The sequence below is a fragment of the Pseudomonas sp. B7 genome, from assembly GCF_016735645.1.
GTDB classification, from domain to species: domain Bacteria; phylum Pseudomonadota; class Gammaproteobacteria; order Pseudomonadales; family Pseudomonadaceae; genus Aquipseudomonas; species Aquipseudomonas glycinae.
Map to the genome: position 1 here is coordinate 233,467 of NZ_JAERRE010000004.1, position 19,281 is coordinate 252,747.

The following is a 19,281-nucleotide window of genomic DNA, read 5'->3' on the forward strand; positions in this document are numbered from 1 at the left end:
CGGCCGCTTGTCATCACTGACAAGCGGCCGTTTTGCATTACGCGATACGGATCAGTTCAACACCACCGCACCACGGTTTTCTGCCTTGCGACGACGTGCCACGAGCAAGCCAGTCGCCACAACCACCAGACTCAGCAGGCCGGTCGCGAGGATTTCCACGCGGTGGGCGTCCTGGAACAGCATGATGGTCAGGGCTGCCACGATGAAGGCGATCACCGCGTAGGTCAGGCCCGGGAACAGCCACATGCTGAAGACGATTTTCTCGCCGCGAGCCATGCGTTGTTTACGCATGCGCAGTTGCGAAATCGCGATCACCAGATACACCAGCAGCGCGATGGCGCCGGAACTGGCCAGCAGGAACTCGAACACCGCAGCCGGAGCCACGTAGTTGGCGAAGGTGCACAGGAATGCCGCGCCAGTGGACAGCATCACCGCCCAGTAAGGGGTGCCGCTCTTGTTGGTGCGGGTCGACATGACCGGGGCGTCACCACGCTTGCCGAGGGAGAACAGCATGCGCGACGAGGTGTACAGCGCCGAGTTCAGACAGCTGGTCACCGCAACCAGAACCACGATATCGACGATCATCTTGGCGTTCGGGATACCCATGCGCTCAAGCACGGTCTGGTAGGAACCGACGCTGGCCAGAACCGGGTCGTTCCATGGCACCAGGGCCACAACGATGAAGATCGAAACGAGGTAGAACAGGCCGATCCGCCAGATCACCGAGTTGGTGGCCTTGGAGATCTGCTTGCCCGGGTTCTTCGATTCGGCGGCCGCGATGGTCACGATCTCGGTACCCATGAAGGAGAACATGGTGGTCAGGATCGCGCCCAGCACCGCGCCCATGCCGTTCGGCAGGAAGCCCTGGGTGTCGAAGATGTGCGAAACGCCGCTGACCTGGCTGTTCGGCAGGAAGCCGAAAATGGCCGCGACGCCAAGGATGATGAAACCGATGATCGCCACGACTTTGAGCAGGGCGAACCAGAATTCGAACTCACCGTAGTTTTTCACGCTGAACAGGTTGGTCACGGTCAGCAGCATGGTGATGATCAGGGCGAAGGCCCAGATTTCCACACCGGGGAACCACGCGTGCAGGATGGTCGCGGCGGCGTTGGCTTCCAGCGGAATCACCAAGACCCAGAACCACCAGTACAGCCAGCCGATGGTGAAACCGGCCCAGTGACCGATAGCGCGGTCGGCGTAAGTCGAGAAGGAGCCAGTGTCAGGCGAGGCAACAGCCATTTCGCCAAGCATGCGCATCACCAGCACAACCAGCGCGCCAGCCGCGGCGTAAGCCAGCAGGACAGCAGGGCCGGCAGCGGCGATGGCGTGGCCGGAGCCGACGAACAGACCTGCACCGATCACCCCGGCGATCGACAGCATGGTCACATGACGCGGTTTGAGCCCCTGTTCGAGGCCATTGGAGCTTTGGGTACTGCTCATTGGAACTACCTTTGCGAGGAAAGCGATTGCGTCCGGCCCGTCTGGCGTTCCTTCTCGTAAAAAGAATCCAACGGGGCGTTCCGGATTCTGCACGCAATAAATGCGCCAAAATGTTTCAAACTCTTCTGGCCTGCGGTTTTCAGCGCGACCGGACGGTCATCGCAAGTCCTTGAGAATAATGGCGTTTAGCCAAAGCGTTACCCTGCGACTCACTTTTCAAACGAATCGGCGCACCAGAAACACACTGAAAAAGTACCGGATGCACAATAAAAGGGCGAATGAGGAACGTTCGGCCGGTTAGCGCTTCCAACACCCCGCCAAAGGTGGCAACATCGCGCCTTTTTTTACGCGACACCCACGGGAATCAACGTTCAAACACCCGTTCGGTTGTTGATGGGGCGACAGTCTGCTGCGCCGATGCGACAACCTGCCACACGCCATCCGTTTACCGCTCGTAGCGCTGTTGGCTGCCATTGAAACGCTATGCTAGCTTGGCCGCCTCGCCAGGAAGGCCAACCAACAGCAGGAGCGCAACATATATGAGGAACGCACATGGCTGAGGCCACGCCCGCGCTTGAAATCCGCAACTTGCACAAACGCTACGGACAGCTTGAGGTGCTCAAAGGCATCTCGCTGACCGCCCGCGACGGCGATGTGATCTCGATCCTGGGTTCCTCCGGTTCCGGCAAGTCCACGTTCCTGCGTTGCATCAACCTGTTGGAAAACCCGCATCAAGGCCAGATCCTGGTCGCCGGGGAAGAACTCAAGCTCAAGGCCGCCAAGAATGGCGAACTGGTTGCCGCCGACGGCAAGCAGATCAATCGCCTGCGCTCCGAGATTGGTTTTGTGTTTCAAAACTTTAATCTGTGGCCGCACATGAGCGTGCTCGACAACATCATCGAAGCCCCACGCCGCGTGCTCGGCCAGAGCAAGGCCGAAGCCATCGAAGTGGCCGAAGCGCTGCTGGCCAAGGTCGGCATCGCCGACAAACGCCACGCCTACCCGGCGCAACTTTCCGGCGGCCAGCAACAGCGCGCGGCGATTGCCCGCACGCTGGCGATGCAGCCCAAGGTGATCCTGTTCGACGAGCCCACCTCCGCCCTTGACCCGGAAATGGTCCAGGAAGTACTTAATGTCATCCGCGCATTGGCCGAAGAAGGCCGCACCATGCTGCTCGTGACCCATGAAATGGGCTTCGCCCGTCAGGTCTCCAGCGAAGTGGTGTTCCTCCACCAGGGCCTGGTAGAAGAGCAAGGATCGCCACAGCAGGTGTTCGAAAACCCGCTTTCGGCGCGCTGCAAACAATTCATGTCCAGCAACCGCTAACGGAGCTACCCGCATGCAGAACTACAAAAAGGTCTTCCTGGCCGCCGCCGTCACCCTCGCGTTCAGCGCCGGTGCCATGGCCGAGACCCTGAAGATGGGCATCGAAGCGGCTTACCCGCCGTTCAACAATAAAGACGCCAGCGGCAACGTCGTCGGCTTCGACAAAGACATCGGCGACGCCCTGTGCGCCAAGATGAAAGTTGAATGCTCCGTGGTCACCTCCGACTGGGACGGCATCATCCCGGCCCTGAACGCCAAGAAGTTCGACTTCCTGATCTCCTCGATGTCGATCACCGACGAGCGCAAGGGCGCGGTGGACTTCACCGACCCGTACTACTCCAACAAACTGCAATTCATCGCGCCGAAGGATAAAGAGTTCAAGACCGACAAGGACTCCCTCAAAGGCAAAGTGATCGGCGCCCAGCGCGCGACCCTCGCCGGTACCTTCATGGAAGACAACATGCCGGGCGTCGAAGTAAAACTCTACGACACCCAGGAAAACGCCTACCTCGACCTGATCTCCGGTCGCCTGGACGGCATCCTCGCCGACAAATACGTCAACTACGAGTGGCTGAAAAGCGACGCCGGCAAAGCCTATGAATTCAAGGGCGATCCGGTGGAAGAAAGCGACAAGATCGGTATCGCTGTACGCAAAGGCGACCCGATCCGCGAGAAGCTGAATGCTGCGCTGAAGGAAATCGTTGCCGACGGCACCTACAAGAAGATCAACGACAAGTACTTCCCGTTCAGCATCTACTGATACTGACCTGCCGGATCGGCGCCGCCAAATGACGGCGCCGATCCCCGGCCTTGCCTGCCGCGATTTGAAAAGAAATCCATGATTATCGACCTCTACGGATTCGGCCCGGCGCTCTTCGCCGGCGCGCTGATGACCGTCAAACTGGCACTCTCGGCCCTTTGCCTGGGGCTGGTGCTCGGTCTGCTCGGCGCCTTGGCCAAGACTTCCCCGTACAAGCCGTTGCAATGGCTTGGCGGTATCTATTCGACCCTGGTGCGCGGTGTCCCGGAATTGCTCTGGGTGCTGTTGATCTACTTCGGTACGGTCAACGCCATGCGCGCGCTCGGTGAGTTCCTCGGCAATCCCGAACTGGAACTCAGCGCCTTCGCCGCCGGCGTCATCGCGCTGGGCCTGTGCTTCGGCGCCTACGCCACGGAAGTGTTTCGTGGCGCGATCCTCGCCATTCCCAAAGGCCACCGTGAGGCCGGCGTGGCCCTGGGCCTGTCGAAATGGCGGATCTTCACCAAATTGATCATGCCGCAGATGTGGCGCATCGCCCTGCCCGGCCTGGGCAATCTGTTCATGATCCTGATGAAAGATACCGCGCTGGTGTCGGTCATCGGCCTGGAAGAAATCATGCGCCACGCGCAGATCGGCGTGACCGTGTCCAAGCAGCCATTCACCTTCTATATGGTGGCGGCGCTCATGTACCTGTGCCTGACCGTGCTGGCGATGATCGGCATGCACCTGCTGGAAAAACGCGCCGCACGCGGCTTCGCGAGGAGCGCTCAATGAATTGGGAAGTCATCATCAAGTGGCTGCCGAAACTGGCCCAGGGCGCAACGCTGACCCTGGAACTGGTGGCCATCGCCGTGATCGCCGGTTTGCTGCTGGCGATTCCGCTGGGCATCGCCCGCTCTTCGAAGCTGTGGTACGTGCGCGCCTTGCCCTACGCCTATATCTTCTTTTTCCGTGGCACGCCGTTGCTGGTTCAACTGTTCCTGGTCTACTACGGCCTGGCGCAGTTCGATGCGGTGCGTAACAGTTCGATGTGGCCGTACCTGCGCGATCCGTTCTGGTGCGCCACCGCGACCATGACCCTGCACACCGCGGCGTACATCGCCGAGATCCTGCGCGGGGCGATCCAGGCGATTCCGCCGGGCGAGATCGAAGCGGCGCGGGCGCTGGGCATGTCCCGACCGAAAGCGCTGTTCTACATCATCCTGCCGCGTGCCGCGCGTATCGGCCTGCCGGCCTACAGCAACGAAGTGATCCTGATGCTCAAGGCCAGTGCCCTGGCCAGCACCGTGACCCTGCTGGAACTGACCGGCATGGCGCGCACGATCATTGCCCGCACTTACCTGCCGGTGGAGATCTTCTTCGCCGCCGGCGTGTTCTATCTGGTGATGGCTTACGTGCTGGTTCGCGGCTTCAAACTGCTGGAACGCTGGCTGCGCGTCGATGCGTGCCAGGGACGCTGATACTTCTGACGTGCTAACGGGCGAGGCCCTACTCGCCCGTTTCACGGCACTGGATACATTTCTCACAGCGCATCAGGCGCTGTGGAAACCCCGCCCGTTCACTCATCTGCAACTGCCATGGGAAGCGTCCTACCCTGAATTATCCTCGTGGCTACGCGGACGTTCGCTGGAAGATGCGGAAAACGCCCATAACCACCCTGCCGAACTCTTGGATGCGCCGGAGCCGTTCGCTTCATTGGCGGCGTTGTCGCTTGAATTGAGTGTGGTCGGTGAGCTGCCTGCACATTCGCTGGAAGCCGCCGGGCATCGCCTGAATGTCGATGTGCCGGGGCGCAAATGGCAGCAGATCGAGGCCTTCGCCAGCCGCTTGTCGTTTGCCGCGCAACCGAAGCACTGGCTGGATTGGTGTTCGGGCAAAGGCCATTTGGGCCGGCGTCTGCTCGGCGCCGATCAGCAACTCACCTGTCTGGAATACGACCCGGCGCTGGTTTCCAGCGGTCAGGCACTGAGTCAGCGTCATCACTTGCATGCGCTGCATGTCGAGCAGGATGTGCTCGCAGCGGACACGGCTTTATTGCTGAACACCGAACACACCCCTGTCGCCCTGCACGCTTGCGGTGATTTGCATGTGCGGCTGATGCAACTGGCCTCCGCCGCTGGCTGCCGACAACTGGCAATTGCACCGTGCTGTTACAACCGGATCAGTCGCACCGAATATCAGGCGTTGTCCTCCGCAGGTTCACGCTCCGTCCTACAGCTCTCGCTGGAAGATCTGTCCCTGCCGACGAGCGAAACGGTCACCGCCGGTGCCCGCGTCCGACGTCAGCGTGACACCTCCATGGCCCGCCGACTGGCTTTCGATCTGTTGCAACGGCAAGTGCGTGGCGTCGACGAATACTTGCCGGTGCCGTCCCTGCCGAGCGTCTGGCTGGACAAACCGTTCGCCGATTACTGCCACGATCTGGCAGCGTTGAAAGAGTTATCCACAGTTGGCGCGCCAGATTGGGTAGCACTGGAAGCCGCCGGTTGGCAGCGATTGGCCGAAGTTCGCAACCTGGAATTGCTGCGCGGACTGTTCCGACGGCCGCTGGAGCTTTGGCTGAATCTTGACCGAGCTCTTTTCCTCACCGAACAGGGATACATCGTACGTCTAGGCACCTTCTGCGAGGCACCGCTCACACCGCGCAATTTCCTGCTGCTGGCCGAACGCGCTTAATCTTTCGCAGCCTGTGGATAACTCTGTTGATGGATTTATCGTGGATCCAATATCCACGGCTGTTTCAGGCCACTAACAGCGCTGGTCATTTTTTGTTCATATAAATAAAAAACCGGCAAAACAGGGATTTGCGACTCAAATGAGAACCCGTCCACAAAAACCTGCCTAAGCCCGCCCTCTTCAAAGCCTGTTGTGCATAAGCCCTCGACCAAAAGGACATAACCGCCGAATCGCGGACGCCGGCAGCGGGCAATTGCGCCTGCCATCCGCCCTTGCTATACAGACCTGTGCCGTGCAGGTAGCGCGCACCCGAACAAGAAAAATCTGACCGACAGGAAGCGACCGTGACGTTCATTTCTTACGCACAGAATTTCGAGGACGTTCGCCTCTGGCGCGCCCTGCAGTATTTTGAAAACGGTTTTTACATCGACGTCGGCGCCAATGACCCGATCCACGACTCGGTCACCAAGGCCTTCTACGATCGCGGCTGGCAGGGCATCAACGTCGAACCGATGCCGAACTACTACGACGCACTCCGCCAGCATCGCCCCCGCGACACCACGCTGCAATGCGTGGCCAGCGACCAGCCGGGCGAACTGACTTTCTACGGCATTCCCGACACCGGCCTGTCCACCGCTGACCCGGTCGTCGCGCAAGAACGCAAAAACCTTGGCATGGACGTGCAAAGCCTGACCGTCAACGCACGCACACTGACTTCGATCTGCGAAGAACACGCCGCCGAGCGGCCGATCCACTTCCTGAAAATCGACGTCGAGGGCCACGAAGAAACCGTCCTGCGCGGCATGGACTTCAGCCGCTTCCGTCCCTGGATCATCCTCATCGAAACCCCATGGGAGCGCGACCACACCTGGGAACACCTGGTGACCGACGCCGGCTATACCAACGTCCTGTTCGACGGCCTCAACAGCTTCTTCCTCGCCAACGAACACATCAACCTCAAGCCCGCGTTCGACCTGCCACCGTGCAACCTCGACAACTTCCAGCTGTGCAAAGGCCACAACCTCGCCCACCCGGTAAACCCGGCCCTGGAAACCGCCCTGCAACGCGCCGAACAAGCCGAAGCCCAACTGCGCGCCATGCAAAACAGCCGCACCTGGCGCGCTGTACAAAAACTGCGCAACGTCCTGCGCCGGGCGTGATTCGCAGAGGGCGCAAAAATAGTCTGAATTCAGGGGTTTACAGAAGCACCCGAGTCGCTATAATCGTCGCCCACACGCCGGTATAGCTCAGATGGTAGAGCAACTGACTTGTAATCAGTAGGTCCCGGGTTCGATTCCTGGTGCCGGCACCATACAAAACAAAGCCCCTGCAGAAATGCAGGGGCTTTGTTGTTTCTGGAGTGTCCACAAAACGTCCACATCTCCGATCATCAGCAACCGTGTTGCCAGTTTTAATCGGAACAATCGGTAGACGATTTCACCTCAGGCTGGCTGCAAATCCCGCAATGCTTCCGGATGCTGGCTAGCAACACGTAACAATGTCTGTGCCGCACCTGTCGGGTGCCTGCGACCCAGTTCCCAATCCTGCAACGTCCGCAGACTCACACCGATCAACTTGGCGAACGCACTCTGCGAAACGCCCACCTTGGCCCGCGCTTCAGCAGCCGCCGAGAGTGCACCTCTGTCACACGAGCAGCTTTTCCCGCCTTCATTTGGCGGACAGAGTCCAGCAAGTCCTGCTGGAATTGCTCCAGTTCATTAACCACCGCTATTTCATCATCCAATTACTTTTCTCCAACGCTCAGTTGATAAAGCTAAGCAGCCTCAACCGAAAGCAAAATCCGGCGTCCAAGCTGCTGCAACGCACGCTCAACATTCTCAATCTTGGAGTGATGCAGGAAATCGACTAACCGATCTACCTGGGGTCGTTGCACACCCAAGCGCCGTGCCAGCTCAGCCTTGCTCACCCCAGACTCCAGAAGCGTATTCCACAACCCGACCTTTGCGGCAGTCAGTGCAGGCAGACGCAATACCGCGTCACTTTCCTGCTCTCCCGCATCACCTGTCGGAATCAACCGGCGATCATCGACGTAAATCGACAATGCCGTTTCCATCGCATCTATAGCGCCGTCGAGTGCTTCCTCGAGGGTGTCGCCAGCGGCGTGCATCTCTGGAATTTCTGCGCAGGACAACCAGACACTGCCCGGCTCTTCGTGGACTTCCAACGCATATTCGAACATCACGCTTCCTCTCATAAGGGGTACAGCTGGGCCTCAATCCTTGAGGCCCAGCTGTTTGACTATCGATTTTCTCAACCCTTCGCCCATCTCCTTGGCTCCGTGGTCGGGAAAGACAGTTGATTTGCCATTCAAGGAAACCTTGAAGTGACTGCCCTTGCCGGTTTGGAACTCAACGCCTTGGGCTTTCAACCATCGCCGAAACTCGCTGTACTTCATGTGCATCACTCGCTGTTTCGGTAGAGCGAATGTGCAACATATCTGTTACGCATGCAACATAACTGTTGCACCACACATCTGGAACATCGCTAGTCTCCGCCACCACCTGGCCACGATTGCGCTCTCCCCCTCCCTCAAGCTACCGTCAAACCCGTCGCTGCCAACTCAGCGACCGGGCCTGAGAATCCGCGTAAGATGCAGGCGCACCAGCGCCCCAACCCACGTTTGCCGGCGTTTTTTTTGTGCCTGCATTTCCGTGCAATGGCGGCTGTGCGTGGGAGGCTTTCGAGCCTGCCGGGTTCCTGTATCTCCGGTTTCTCAGCCTGCGCATAGCTGCCACCCTTTCGCCTGAGAACGAATTGGCAGCCTCATTTGATACAGGGAGTTTCACAAATGATTAGCATCGATCCGTCCAAAGTCTGCCCCTTCCACCTCCCAACAAAAGGTAGGTGAAGCCATGACCAATCCCCACGATCTGAAAACCCTCGGCCTCACCCATTTTTCCTTTCAGTCCAACCACGCACTCTTTCGCACCACCCCCGGCGTCCCGGTCGCCACCGCCCTCTCCCACGCATCCCATCTGCTGCACATTTCCAAACTGCTCACCTCAGATACCTCTGCCGCCAACGATCCAGAACTCCACGCCTGCGCCTCGCAATATTTGCAGGAGTTGAGCAAGGCGCTGGTCGATGATGCGGTCAAAGTGCTGAGCTCCGATCCGTAAATCGTCGCCCACAAAAAAGCCCTCGCATCGCTGCAAGGGCTTTGTGTTACCGGATCAATCAGTGCCCTGCGCTCTGCCCGCCATCCACATGCAGAATCTCGCCAGTCACAAAGTTCGCGTTATCGAGGTACACCACCGCCTGCGCAATGTCGTCGATTTCGCCCATGTGTCCAACCGGATGCAGCGCGCCCAGTGCCTCATGGGTTTCCTCGCCGTGCATCGGCGTTTTGATGATGCCCGGCGATACCGCGTTCACCCGTATTCCGCGTTTGGCGTATTCGATGGCCAGGGATTTGGTGGCGGCGTTGAGGCCACCCTTGGTCAGCGAAGCGAGGACCGAGGGCACGCCGTCGATGGCGTGGTCGACCAGGCTGGTGGTGATGTTGACCACGTGGCCCTTGCCCTGTTTTTCCATCTCGGCGATGGCCAGTTGGGTGATGTAGAAGAAGCCGTTGAGGTTGACCGACAGCACCGCCGCGTAGTCTTCCGGGGTGTAGGCGGTGAACGGTTTGGCGACGAAGATGCCGGCGTTGTTGACCAGGGTGTCGATGCGGCCGAAGCGTGCCACGCCTTCGCTGATCACCCGTTGAGCGGTGGCCGGGTCGCCGATGTCGCCGGCGATGGTCAGGATCTGCGGGTCGTTCGACGGCTTGATCGAGCGCGAGGTGGCGACGATGTTGTAGCCCAGTTCACGGAAGGCCTTGACCATGCCTTCGCCCAGACCTTGAGAGGCGCCAGTGATAACGACGGTTTTTTTCGAGTTGCTCATGATGAAATCCTCAATCAATAAGTAGGTGTTGAATCAGGCCGCAGCCAGTTGTTTCAGCATTTGTTCGTAGTACTCGACCGATTGCGAACCGGAAACCAGGTGCTTGCCGTTCAGGATCAGCGCGGGCACCGAGTTGATCCCGTGCTGCCGGTAGAACGCCTGCAGTTGCCGCACTTCGCTGGCGAATTCATCGTTGGCCAGCACCTTGCGGGCCCTCGCCGCATCCAGCCCCGCTTTGGTCGCCAGACGGATCAGCGTCGGGTGATCGTTGGGGTTGTCGCCGTCGCGGAAGTAAGCGCGCAGCAGGATCTTTTTCAGCGCGACCTGCCGCCCTTCCTGCGCTGCCCACATCAGCAATCGATGGGCGTCGAAGGTGTTGTGAAAGTGCGTGCGTTTCTCTAGGTCGAACTCGAAACCGATGGCCTTGCCGCGTTCGATCTGCATCTTCTTGCCGGCGGCGACGTCTTCGGCGGTGCGGCCGTATTTGCGCATCAGGTGCTGCACGGCCGGTTCACCTTCGGCGGGCATGTCCGGGTTGAGTTCGAAGGGCTTGTAGGTCAGCTCCACCGAAATCTCGCCGGCCAGATTGCCGATCGCCTGCTCCAGCGCTGTCGCCCCGAGTGCGCACCAGGGGCACACCACGTCGGAGACGAAATCGATGGTCACGGTCGGGGTCATGACTGACCCCGTTCCGCCAGCTGTCGGCGGTACTCGGTGGTAGTGATGCCGGCGTAGCCCCAGTTATCGGTGTCGACTTCTTCGATCACGATGTGGGTCAGGTCCGGGCGTTTGTTGAGGACGCGTTCCAGGGTTTCAGTGATTTCGGCGATCACCTGAGCTTTCTGCTCACGGGTAACGCCGTCGCGGGTGATGCGTACGCTGACAAATGGCATGACGACTACTCCAGTGACCTGCCCTCGGGATGATGGTCAGGTGTTGGAGCTCAATTTAGGCGTGTGCCGGGAGGGGAAAAAGTAGGGGTGGGGTACTTCATTTGTGAGGTGGTGTAATGAATAGCCTGTAAAAATCGCGCCAAAATTCCTTTGGAAAAACCCGCAGACGCACCCAAACCGTGCACTTTTTTTGACCCCAATCACCCCCACGTCACCAAAAACCCCGATCCTGTGTCAGCCTCCAGCCATCGGCGGGGACATCGATTCGCTACTAATTGCGCGACAACTATGCTCAGGTACAGGAATATAGCCGGCAAATGGCGCCGTTCCGGCTGTCACGTACACAACAATACCCAGCCCACTTCAGAGGGCATTACCCATGGATAGCAGAACCTTACGCAACCTCATGCGCATCGTGCAGACCGGCTCGTTGTCGGCCGCAGCCGAGCATTCGTGCCTGACTGTGCAGGCCTTGGCCGCACAGCTGAACAAGGTCGAAGAGCAGTTCGGTTTCCGCTTGTTTAGACGATCCAACAAGGGGCTGACGCTGACGCCGCAAGGCACCGAGCTGACGCCTTATATGGACAGAGTGCTGATTGCCACGCGGCAGATGGAAGAGAAAGTCGAAGCCTTGAAGGTGCCGGGACAGCGCACGTTGAAAGTGGCGTTGAACACCACGCTGGCGCCGGACTTCAACCGGCGATTGATCGGACGCCTGATCGAGGTGTTTCCCGATTACCAGATGGAATTCAGCTACGCCGAGTCGATGGAAAACCTCAGCAAGCTGAAGAACGAGGACTTCGACCTTGCGGTGCTGATCGGTCCGCAGCGTCCGGGTCTGCCGAGCATTGTCCTGCCGGAAGTGCAGGTGCAGGTGGTCGGCGCGCACTGTGGTCAGGAGAACGATCCGCTGACCTTGCTTGGCAACAAGTTTCAGGTGCGTCCCGCAGAAGACTGTCCGTATTCCCACAGCTTTTTGCGTTTTCTCGACGCCGGGCTGGGTAATCACGAGAACAGCCAGCGGACGATCTACTCCTGCAGCGAAACGCTGACCCTGTCGCTCATCACGCAGATGGACGCCGTCGGCATGGTCTCCCGCGAGGCGGCGCAGAAAAATGGCCTGACGATTTTCCCCGGGTTCGAGGATTTCCTCGAAGTGCGCCTGGCGGTGAACAACCCGGATCTGTCCGGTCAGGCGTTGAACGACGTGGTCGATCTGCCGCTACATGAGCGAGCCGAGCGCAATGTACGCAGCCGTCCCAACCGCCACACTGAGAAAGAGGTTTTTGCTGAAATACGCACATAACAGCGTCGGAATCGCGGCATAAAATTCCGGGCGATCGAGCTGTATGTGCTGATCCTTGATCAACAAGGGTGTCAGGCTGATCGCAGCGACGATCGCCACCGGCAGGTATTCCAGCGCGCGGGCGACGAAGGGCGGCCAGTGTTCGGTGTTGACCTGCAACGGCAGGGCCCGTGGCAAAAAGGTCACGGCCATCATCAGCGCGACCACCAGAATCAGGAACGTTTGGTCAGGCATACACCCACTCCGCAGCCCACAAACGTGGCGATGAAAACGTTGAATGGCGAGCTGCCCACCAGGCTCAGTGCGCCCATGCAGACCACTGCGGCCAAGGCGGCGATGAGTTTGTTGCGGGTGTTGCACAGTGAGACCAGGACGTAGAGCATCATCGCGGTCAGCGCGTAATCGAGCTGGTATTTGATCAAGTGCGAGGCGTACTGCGCGCACAGGGCGCCGAGCAATCCGCCGATCACCCACGAGGTGTGGCAGAACAGGTTGAAGCCAATCAGATAACGGACGTTCACCGGCGCCCCGGTGCCCAGTTTGACGCTGTGGAAGGCGAACGATTCATCGGTCAGGCCGCCGGCGTAACACCAGCGTTCCATGCGACTCAGGCCCAGCGCCCGCAGGGCTTTCGCCATGTAGACCGACATCAGCATGTGCCGCGCGTTGATCAGAAACGTGGTCAGCACGATGGTGGTCAGCGACGCCCCACTGCTGATCAGCGCCAGCGCCGCAAATTGCGAAGCCCCGGCATACACGAACAGACACATCGCCACCGGCAGCCACAACGGCAGCCCGGCGTTGACGGCCATCAGCCCGAACACGAACGACACGGTGAAGTAACCGGCCACCACCGGGCTGGCTTCGGCAAAGGTGCGCGACGGCTGACGGTCGACCATCAGCGGCGCACTGCCGGATGTTTCATTCATAGATCCCTCTCAAATGTCCGCTCGCCGTGAGGTTCGCAAAAACCCTGGGCCGTCCAGAAACGCTTGCCCGCGAGGTTAGCATCATCGACGAACAGGAACATCCGCAGCACACCGACCCGTTTCATGTCGGCCGACGCCGCTTCCACCAGCCGCTGGCCGACGCCTTGGCTGCGATAACGCAGGCTGACCGCCAGATGGTTGATCGTGCCACGACTGCCGAGCATGCCGCCCAGCACCGCGCCGACGATCTCGCCTTCAACATCGAAGGCGAGATACGCCGTGGTGGTTTTCTGGATCAGCACGCCGCGCAGGCATTTGGCATCCTGCCATTCACAGAACGACACCTCGTCGAACTGGCGGAAGAAGCGCTCCATGCGCTGCGCGTCCTTGGCCGTCGCACGCCGCAGCACCACCGGCGTCGAGCACTCGACGCCGTCGATTGGGGTGATCTGATTAGCGAACAATGTCGAAAGCGGTCCCGGGCCGCGAGAAGGAAATCGCCAGGATCTGCCGGTACGCCATGGCGTGAGAGTGAGTGTTGCGTGCCGGTGTCACGTAGTGACGCATGTCACGGTCGAGGAAGTAGGTGGTGTCGAGGATTTCCTGGTAAGTGGTCGACGCCAGTTGCTGCTCGTGGATGTCGTACAGACGACTCTCCGCGCCCTCGACGTTATTGCGCCCCCAGAAGTGCACGCCGCTGAACGGGTAACCGTCGCAGTGAATCCCTTCCGGAGTGATTTCCAGTTGTTTGCCGGGCTTGATCTCGATGCGGATCTGATGGATCTGGCACTGCCAGATTTCATCGTGCAGCTCTTCCGGCAACACGCTTTTGTACACTTCGAAATCGGTGTCGATCAGGCTGCGCATCACCGGCGAGCTGATGACTTCGTCCGAGAAGTCCTGGAAGTGCCGCACCACCCCGCCCACATAGCTGTTGTTGGCCTTGGACTGCACGTACGCGCGATGTTCCAGTTGCTTCAGTTCGCGAGTCTTGGGGTTGTACTCAAAGTCGCTGTAACGACGGTAACGCATGCCGGCTTCGGCCTGACCGTAGTAACTGTCAGGCTCCATGTTTTCCCAACTTTTGGTCAGTCTGACGAAGTCGGCGAAATGACCGTAGAGATTGAAGTCAGCACCCTGCACATTGGCGTACTTGTCGCGCCGTAGCGATTCGCCCACTTCTCTGGTTAAAACGATCATTACCAAATTCTCCGCTGCATTGAGCGGCCTAATCTATTAGGTGGAGAATTTGCGTCCATGAGAAAGAATTTCAGGCATTTAAAGCCCTGTTTGAAACGCGATTTGAAACGGCTTGAAAGTGCATTTCAAATGACAAAAGCACGGGTTTTTATGCTGCTTTTTCAAAAAGCGTCAAAAAAAACCCCGAACGAGTCGGGGTTTTTCTGTCGCGTTTCGCGGGTTCAACCGATCATCAGAAGATGTTGATCGGGTAATCCACGAACACACGCAGTTCGTTGCCGCTGACGTTGTATTCGCTGGATTTCTGCGAAACACGCAGGATCGAGCTACGCAGCTTGATGCTCAGGTCTTTGGCCGGGCCACTTTGCACGACGTACTTGAACTGGTTGAAGATCTCGCGCTCGGTGCCGCCTTCGCTGGTGGACGTGGTGATGTTGTCGCCACGCACGTACGCGAAGTTGTAGCTCAGACCCGGGACGCCGAACGCCGTGAAGTCCAGACCGTAACCCAGCTGCCAGCTGCGCTCGTCTTCAGCGTTGAAGTCGGACCAGTAGGAGTTGGCCAGGTAGATGGTGTTGCCACCGTCACCCACGCGACCCTGACCTTTCTGGTAACCGCCGTAGGCGTAACCCAGGTTGCTGTCGCCGGTGGAGCGCTGGTGCGCCACGGTGAACGAGTGCGGGCCGGTGGCGAAGGTCGCTGCCAGGCTCCAGATCTTGTTGTCGTCGCCGGTTACACCGTTTTCGCGGACGTAGGAGTTGTCCAGCTTGGTGCGGTAACCGTTGAAGTCCAGCGTCAGGGACTGATCCTTGTCGATCGGGAACACGTAGTTGGCGTTCACGTATTGCTTCTTCAGCACGTCTTCGACGTCGGAAGCGTACAGCGCAGCCTTGAACTGTTCGGTGAACTGGTAGCTACCGCCCAACACGTTGATCGATTTCAGACCACCGCTGTCACGGCCTTCAGCGCTCTTGCGCGATTCGGCGGTGAAACGACCGGCATCCAGTTGCAGACCTTTGATCTCTTTGGAAGTGATCAAGGTACCGGTATAGCTTTCCGGCAGCAGACGCACGTTGTCGTAGCTCAGCACCGGCAGGGCCGGCATCTGGTCGCCGTAGGTCAGTACGGTGTTGGAGATACGGAATTTGACCGCTGCACCGCCCTTTGACAGATCGTCGGCCGCGTTACCGCTGTCACCGCGCTTGAAGAAGTCGATACCGCCCGCACCGCTGCGGCCCTTGCCGCCGTCCAGACGCAGCGCGTACAGACCGAAGGCATCCACACCGACACCGACGGTGCCTTGAGTGAAACCGGACGAGAACGTACCGATGGCCGCTTGGCCCCATTCGGCTTTGTCCTGGTTGCCATCTTTGTAGTCACGATTGATGTAGGCATTGCGCAGCAGCACTTTGAGACTGCTGTCTTCAACAAAACCCTTGGACTCGGCCTGGTCGTTAGCCATGGCCGAAGTGGCACTCAACATCCCCAGTGCGATCAAACTGATTCGCTTGTTCAACATTTTGTTTTCCTTATTACGGGTTGAAACGCGCTGTGTCGAACGGCTGAAACGGCGCTTATTGCACTCTTTTATTCACCCCGAAACAAAAAGACCCGCTCAAGACAATGTCATGGCGGGCCTGCTCCTAATTTTGAGTCATGGCGGTTAGCCACAGGCGTTGGGCCGAATCGTAGCCGCGCCCTCAACAATGTGTCAATTTCAAGAATCGTCTTTAAATAGGCGAAAAACGTCTAAAAAAAGTAAATTTTGCGGTGGCTTCGTGCACGGAATTGCCCGCAGTCAGGGATTTTGATGCTGGATTACGCGCAACCATCGACGCCACAGACCGGCAGGGTTTCAGTCCTTGGCGCAGGCGTAAACGACTCGCTCAACCATTGGGCGAAGGCTTCTGGTTTGCCGAGCCACGGCCCGATATCAACCAGCGTGAATCGTCCGTCCTGTTCCAGCGCAAAAGTTGGAAAACCCTGCCCACCCAGTTTTGCCAACAGGGCACGGCTGTTCTTTATATGTTGTTCGGTGTCGACGGACTGCAAGGCATTCACGAACATATCGGCGTTGTAGCCCTGCTCTACTGCATATTCCACAAGCACACTTTCATCGGCAATTCGCCGCCCTTCCACATAGTGCGCAGTCTGCAAACGGCCAAGCAGTTCCAGGCCACGACCGTCGATTTTTTCCGCTGCCATCACAGCGGCAATCGGAGGTGCCGAATCAAACAACGCCGATTGATCACGCAAAAGACCTTCGAAATAAGCTTCGCCGAATGGCTGACCGGTGTATTCAGCGATGCGCCGGTCATGAGGCATCACGTAATTGCGCAGTTGCGGCGAAACGCTCTGGCGGTTGGCACCGGTCATCATGCCGCCGGCGTGGGCGATTACCGGCAGCACTTGTTGCGCGGCCTGCACCAGTGGTTTGGCGCCATAGCACCAGCCGCACAGCGGGTCGTAGATGTAATGAAGGGTCATCGGAAAACTCCGGCAAGAAGGTGAGAAAAATAATGTCGGCACATTAGTCCCTCGGTCGTTGCGGAAAAACGCCGGAATGGCTTTCAGTCTGTTTCGGCAATCGGTCAAATGCAGTCGTTGTCAGCTCCGACACAAATATGAAATAAATTGACACAATCAAACCACGGAACCTTTCAGGAATAATTAACGGAAGCAAATGCAAAGCATTACCATTCGCGCGCTCGATTTTTTCCACCCTTTCGGATGCGCTTTTCAATGCCTGCCCCGTTTCGTCTCACGCCCGTCACCCTTGGGCTTTCTGCCTTCTTGTCCTCCGGTTTCGCTTACTCCGCGACCGAGCTTCCCGCCACTTCGATCAGTGCCGAAGCGCAGGCCGACGACCCGCGCGTGAAGGTCAGCAACACTGCGACCCGTACCTCAACCCCTGTCCGTTACGTGCCGCAGGCGATCGACTCGGTCAAGACCGCCAACTTCGCCAACTACGGCACCAATGACCTGGGCGACGCCTTGAGCGGCATGCCCAACGTCAGCAGCGGCGGCGACACGCGCTTCGACAGCCTGCGCATCCGCGGCTTCGATGCCAGCAACGACTTCTATCTGGACGGCATCCGCGACGACAGCCAGTACAAGCGCGACCTGCACAATATCGAACGCGTCGAAGTGCTCAAGGGCCCGGCCGCTGTGCTGTATGGCCGTGGCAGCCAGGGCGGGATCGTCAACCGCGTGAGCAAGGCACCCGAGTTCGGCCGCCGCTCGACCATCGAGGCCCAGGGTGGCAGCGAAGACCTGCGCAGCCTGTACGCCGACCTCAGCACCGACCCGAGCGACAACATCAGCCTGCGCCTGAACATGGGCAACATGGACGAGAACAGCTTCCGCGACGGCGTCAGCGGCAATCGCCAACTGTTCGCACCGTCGATGAGCTGGCAGCTCACCCCTGACCTGAACTGGCTGGTGCAATACGAATACAGCCGCTACAACCGCACGCCCGATCGCGGCATTCCCGGGGTCGGTGGGCGCCCTGCCGACGTCGGCCGGGACACCACCTACGGCAACGATCACGATTTCATCGACGACAAGACGCAATCCCTGCGCTCGAAGCTGAGCTATGAAATCAACGACAACTGGCAGCTGCGCCACACGCTCGGTGTGTTCAAGCTCGACAGCGATTTCGACAACACCTACCTCACCGGCTACACCCCGGCGACGAAGAAGGTAACCCGCCAGCACTGGCAACAGGACCTGACCACCCGCAACGTGTTCAACAACGTTGAGCTGGAAGGCGGATTCGAAACCTTCGGCCTCGAGCACCGCCTGCTGACCGGCCTCGAAACCGGCAGCCAGCGCCGCGACCCGACGCTGTACAACGCTGCCACTTCCGGGCGCGGCAGTTCCGCCGTTCCGTCGCTGGATCTGTACACCCCCAACCGCGACCTGCGCCACACCGGGCGCATGCAAGTGTCGAGCAGCAGCCACACCGAAGTCGAAAGCCGCGCGGTCTACGTTCAGGATCAACTGCGCCTGAACGATCAATGGCAACTGCTGGCCGGTCTGCGCTACGACACTTTTGATATCGAGTCGACCAACAAGCTGCGCAACATCTCCGAAGACCGTGACAGCCACAGCACCAGCCCACGTTTCGGCGTGGTCTGGACGCCGCTGCAGAACCACTCGTTCTACGCTTCGTGGACCAAGACCTTCTCGCCGGTCGGTGGCGGCCTGATCGGTATCACCCCGGGTGCGGCCGGCAACACCAACGACTTGAGCCCGGAACTGACCAAGCAGAAGGAAATCGGCGTCAAGAGCGACTGGCTCGACGATCGCCTGAGCACCACCCTGGCGATCTACGAGCTGGAACTCTACAACCGCCGCACCACCGATCCGAACGACCCGACCCTGACCGTGCTCAGCGGCCTGCAACGCTCGCGCGGGATCGAGCTGACCGGTACCGGCAAGATCGTCGGCAACTGGTACCTGCGCGGTGGTGTCGGCGTGCAGGACGCGACCATCGAGAAGGACAACAACGGCCTGGAAGGCAAACGCGTGAACAACGTGGCCAAGCGCAACGGCAGCCTGTTCCTGACCTGGAAACCGGAAATGGGCTGGTACGCCGAAACCGGCCTGACCCTGGTCGGCCAGCGTTATGCCGACAACGCCAACACCACCGTACTGCCGGGCTATGGCCGGTGGGACGCGCTGGTCGGCTACCGCCACAAGGACTGGGATTTGCGTGGTGCCCTGAACAACATCACCGACCGCGAGTATTACTCGTCGGCCACCAGCGCGTTCCAGATCCAGCCGGGTGCACCGCGCAGCCTGGTCGTCACCGGCACCTACAGCTTCTGATATCGC

21 protein-coding genes, 1 tRNA gene and 1 pseudogene are annotated in these 19,281 nt (G+C 59.1%); 10 read left to right on the plus strand and 13 right to left on the minus strand.

The genetic code is table 11. The annotated features are described in order from the left end of the window. Window positions 1-51: 51 nt before the first annotated feature. Window positions 52-1,443, minus strand: coding sequence for a GABA permease (gene gabP / locus JKA62_RS12010; RefSeq protein WP_201817897.1), 1,392 nt, complete (start codon window positions 1,441-1,443; stop codon window positions 52-54). Window positions 1,444-1,995: 552 nt separating this feature from the next. On the opposite strand from gabP, the gene JKA62_RS12015 reads away from it, so the two are divergent. From JKA62_RS12015 to JKA62_RS12045, 7 genes are all read left to right on the plus strand, one after another. After that, window positions 1,996-2,769 carry an ABC transporter ATP-binding protein gene (locus JKA62_RS12015; protein ID WP_007897462.1) on the plus strand — a complete coding sequence of 258 codons (774 nt, stop codon included), beginning with the start codon at window positions 1,996-1,998 and terminating at the stop codon, window positions 2,767-2,769. Between the two features lie 13 nt (window positions 2,770-2,782). After that, entirely contained in the window at window positions 2,783-3,529 is a 747-nt protein-coding gene (locus tag JKA62_RS12020; protein ID WP_011332008.1) for an ABC transporter substrate-binding protein, read from the plus strand. A 78-nt stretch (window positions 3,530-3,607) separates the two neighbouring features. Continuing rightward, on the plus strand, window positions 3,608-4,303 hold the full coding sequence (locus JKA62_RS12025) for an ABC transporter permease (RefSeq protein ID WP_201817899.1): 696 nt from the start codon (window positions 3,608-3,610) through the stop codon (window positions 4,301-4,303). After that, window positions 4,300-4,989 carry an ABC transporter permease gene (locus JKA62_RS12030; protein WP_007952568.1) on the plus strand — a complete coding sequence of 230 codons (690 nt, stop codon included), beginning with the start codon at window positions 4,300-4,302 and terminating at the stop codon, window positions 4,987-4,989. The genes JKA62_RS12025 and JKA62_RS12030 overlap by 4 nt, the downstream gene beginning before the upstream one ends. Beyond that, complete coding sequence (locus JKA62_RS12035; RefSeq protein ID WP_201817902.1) at window positions 4,970-6,205, plus strand: methyltransferase; 1,236 nt, start codon at window positions 4,970-4,972, stop codon at window positions 6,203-6,205. Before JKA62_RS12030 ends, JKA62_RS12035 begins: the two co-directional genes overlap by 20 nt. A 344-nt stretch (window positions 6,206-6,549) precedes the next feature. Beyond that, window positions 6,550-7,365, plus strand: coding sequence for an FkbM family methyltransferase (locus JKA62_RS12040; protein ID WP_201817904.1), 816 nt, complete (start codon window positions 6,550-6,552; stop codon window positions 7,363-7,365). Window positions 7,366-7,441: 76 nt separating this feature from the next. After that, window positions 7,442-7,517 (plus strand) — tRNA-Thr (locus JKA62_RS12045). Window positions 7,518-7,647: 130 nt separating this feature from the next. On the opposite strand, the pseudogene JKA62_RS12050 reads toward JKA62_RS12045, so the two are convergent. From JKA62_RS12050 to JKA62_RS12060, 3 genes and pseudogenes are all read right to left on the minus strand, one after another. Continuing rightward, window positions 7,648-7,931: pseudogene (locus JKA62_RS12050) on the minus strand (helix-turn-helix domain-containing protein). A gap of 48 nt (window positions 7,932-7,979) precedes the next feature. After that, window positions 7,980-8,405, minus strand: a complete 426-nt coding sequence (locus tag JKA62_RS12055) for a type II toxin-antitoxin system HicB family antitoxin (RefSeq protein ID WP_041475113.1) — start codon at window positions 8,403-8,405, stop codon at window positions 7,980-7,982. Window positions 8,406-8,438: 33 nt separating this feature from the next. After that, a complete protein-coding gene (locus tag JKA62_RS12060) occupies window positions 8,439-8,621 on the minus strand; it encodes a type II toxin-antitoxin system HicA family toxin (RefSeq protein ID WP_041475489.1) in 183 nt (60 codons plus the stop codon). Between the two features lie 457 nt (window positions 8,622-9,078). Between JKA62_RS12060 and JKA62_RS12065 the strand changes: the two genes are divergently transcribed. Then, a complete protein-coding gene (locus tag JKA62_RS12065) occupies window positions 9,079-9,345 on the plus strand; it encodes a DUF3077 domain-containing protein (RefSeq protein ID WP_011332001.1) in 267 nt (88 codons plus the stop codon). A gap of 58 nt (window positions 9,346-9,403) precedes the next feature. Here JKA62_RS12065 and JKA62_RS12070 read toward each other — a convergent pair whose 3' ends face one another. Genes JKA62_RS12070 through JKA62_RS12080 form a run of 3 tightly spaced genes read right to left on the minus strand, consistent with a single transcriptional unit; the run spans window position 9,404 to window position 11,007 of the window. Further along, the gene (locus JKA62_RS12070) at window positions 9,404-10,114 is read right to left on the minus strand and encodes an SDR family NAD(P)-dependent oxidoreductase (RefSeq protein WP_011332000.1); all 711 of its coding nucleotides are present in this window, start codon (window positions 10,112-10,114) and stop codon (window positions 9,404-9,406) included. A 33-nt stretch (window positions 10,115-10,147) separates the two neighbouring features. Further along, window positions 10,148-10,792 (minus strand): DsbA family oxidoreductase, encoded by a 645-nt coding sequence (locus JKA62_RS12075; protein WP_011331999.1) that lies wholly within the window; start codon window positions 10,790-10,792, stop codon window positions 10,148-10,150. Beyond that, the gene (locus JKA62_RS12080; RefSeq protein WP_007952610.1) at window positions 10,789-11,007 is read right to left on the minus strand and encodes a tautomerase family protein; all 219 of its coding nucleotides are present in this window, start codon (window positions 11,005-11,007) and stop codon (window positions 10,789-10,791) included. Before JKA62_RS12080 ends, JKA62_RS12075 begins: the two co-directional genes overlap by 4 nt. A 379-nt stretch (window positions 11,008-11,386) precedes the next feature. Between JKA62_RS12080 and JKA62_RS12085 the strand changes: the two genes are divergently transcribed. Beyond that, window positions 11,387-12,313: a LysR family transcriptional regulator gene (locus JKA62_RS12085; RefSeq protein ID WP_011331998.1), complete on the plus strand. Its 927-nt coding sequence runs from the start codon at window positions 11,387-11,389 to the stop codon at window positions 12,311-12,313. On the opposite strand, the gene JKA62_RS12090 is transcribed toward JKA62_RS12085, so the two are convergent. The 6 genes from JKA62_RS12090 to JKA62_RS12115 all read right to left on the minus strand — a co-directional run bounded on the left by JKA62_RS12090 (window position 12,230) and on the right by JKA62_RS12115 (window position 16,929). Beyond that, entirely contained in the window at window positions 12,230-12,547 is a 318-nt protein-coding gene (locus JKA62_RS12090) for an AzlD domain-containing protein (RefSeq protein ID WP_041475112.1), read from the minus strand. The genes JKA62_RS12085 and JKA62_RS12090 overlap by 84 nt on opposite strands. Continuing rightward, window positions 12,526-13,242 (minus strand): AzlC family ABC transporter permease, encoded by a 717-nt coding sequence (locus JKA62_RS12095; RefSeq protein ID WP_011331997.1) that lies wholly within the window; start codon window positions 13,240-13,242, stop codon window positions 12,526-12,528. Before JKA62_RS12095 ends, JKA62_RS12090 begins: the two co-directional genes overlap by 22 nt. Further along, window positions 13,239-13,616: a GNAT family N-acetyltransferase gene (locus JKA62_RS12100; RefSeq protein WP_007952618.1), complete on the minus strand. Its 378-nt coding sequence runs from the start codon at window positions 13,614-13,616 to the stop codon at window positions 13,239-13,241. The genes JKA62_RS12095 and JKA62_RS12100 overlap by 4 nt, the downstream gene beginning before the upstream one ends. Window positions 13,617-13,695: 79 nt before the next feature. Continuing rightward, window positions 13,696-14,442, minus strand: a complete 747-nt coding sequence (locus tag JKA62_RS12105) for a 2OG-Fe dioxygenase family protein (RefSeq protein WP_011331995.1) — start codon at window positions 14,440-14,442, stop codon at window positions 13,696-13,698. 232 nt (window positions 14,443-14,674) lie between these two features. Then, window positions 14,675-15,961 carry an OprD family porin gene (locus JKA62_RS12110; protein ID WP_201817906.1) on the minus strand — a complete coding sequence of 429 codons (1,287 nt, stop codon included), beginning with the start codon at window positions 15,959-15,961 and terminating at the stop codon, window positions 14,675-14,677. 299 nt (window positions 15,962-16,260) lie between these two features. Next, window positions 16,261-16,929, minus strand: a complete 669-nt coding sequence (locus JKA62_RS12115; protein WP_201817915.1) for a DsbA family protein — start codon at window positions 16,927-16,929, stop codon at window positions 16,261-16,263. Window positions 16,930-17,184: 255 nt separating this feature from the next. Between JKA62_RS12115 and JKA62_RS12120 the strand changes: the two genes are divergently transcribed. Then, window positions 17,185-19,275 carry a TonB-dependent receptor gene (locus tag JKA62_RS12120; protein WP_201817918.1) on the plus strand — a complete coding sequence of 697 codons (2,091 nt, stop codon included), beginning with the start codon at window positions 17,185-17,187 and terminating at the stop codon, window positions 19,273-19,275. The last annotated feature ends 6 nt before the right edge of the window (window positions 19,276-19,281 follow it).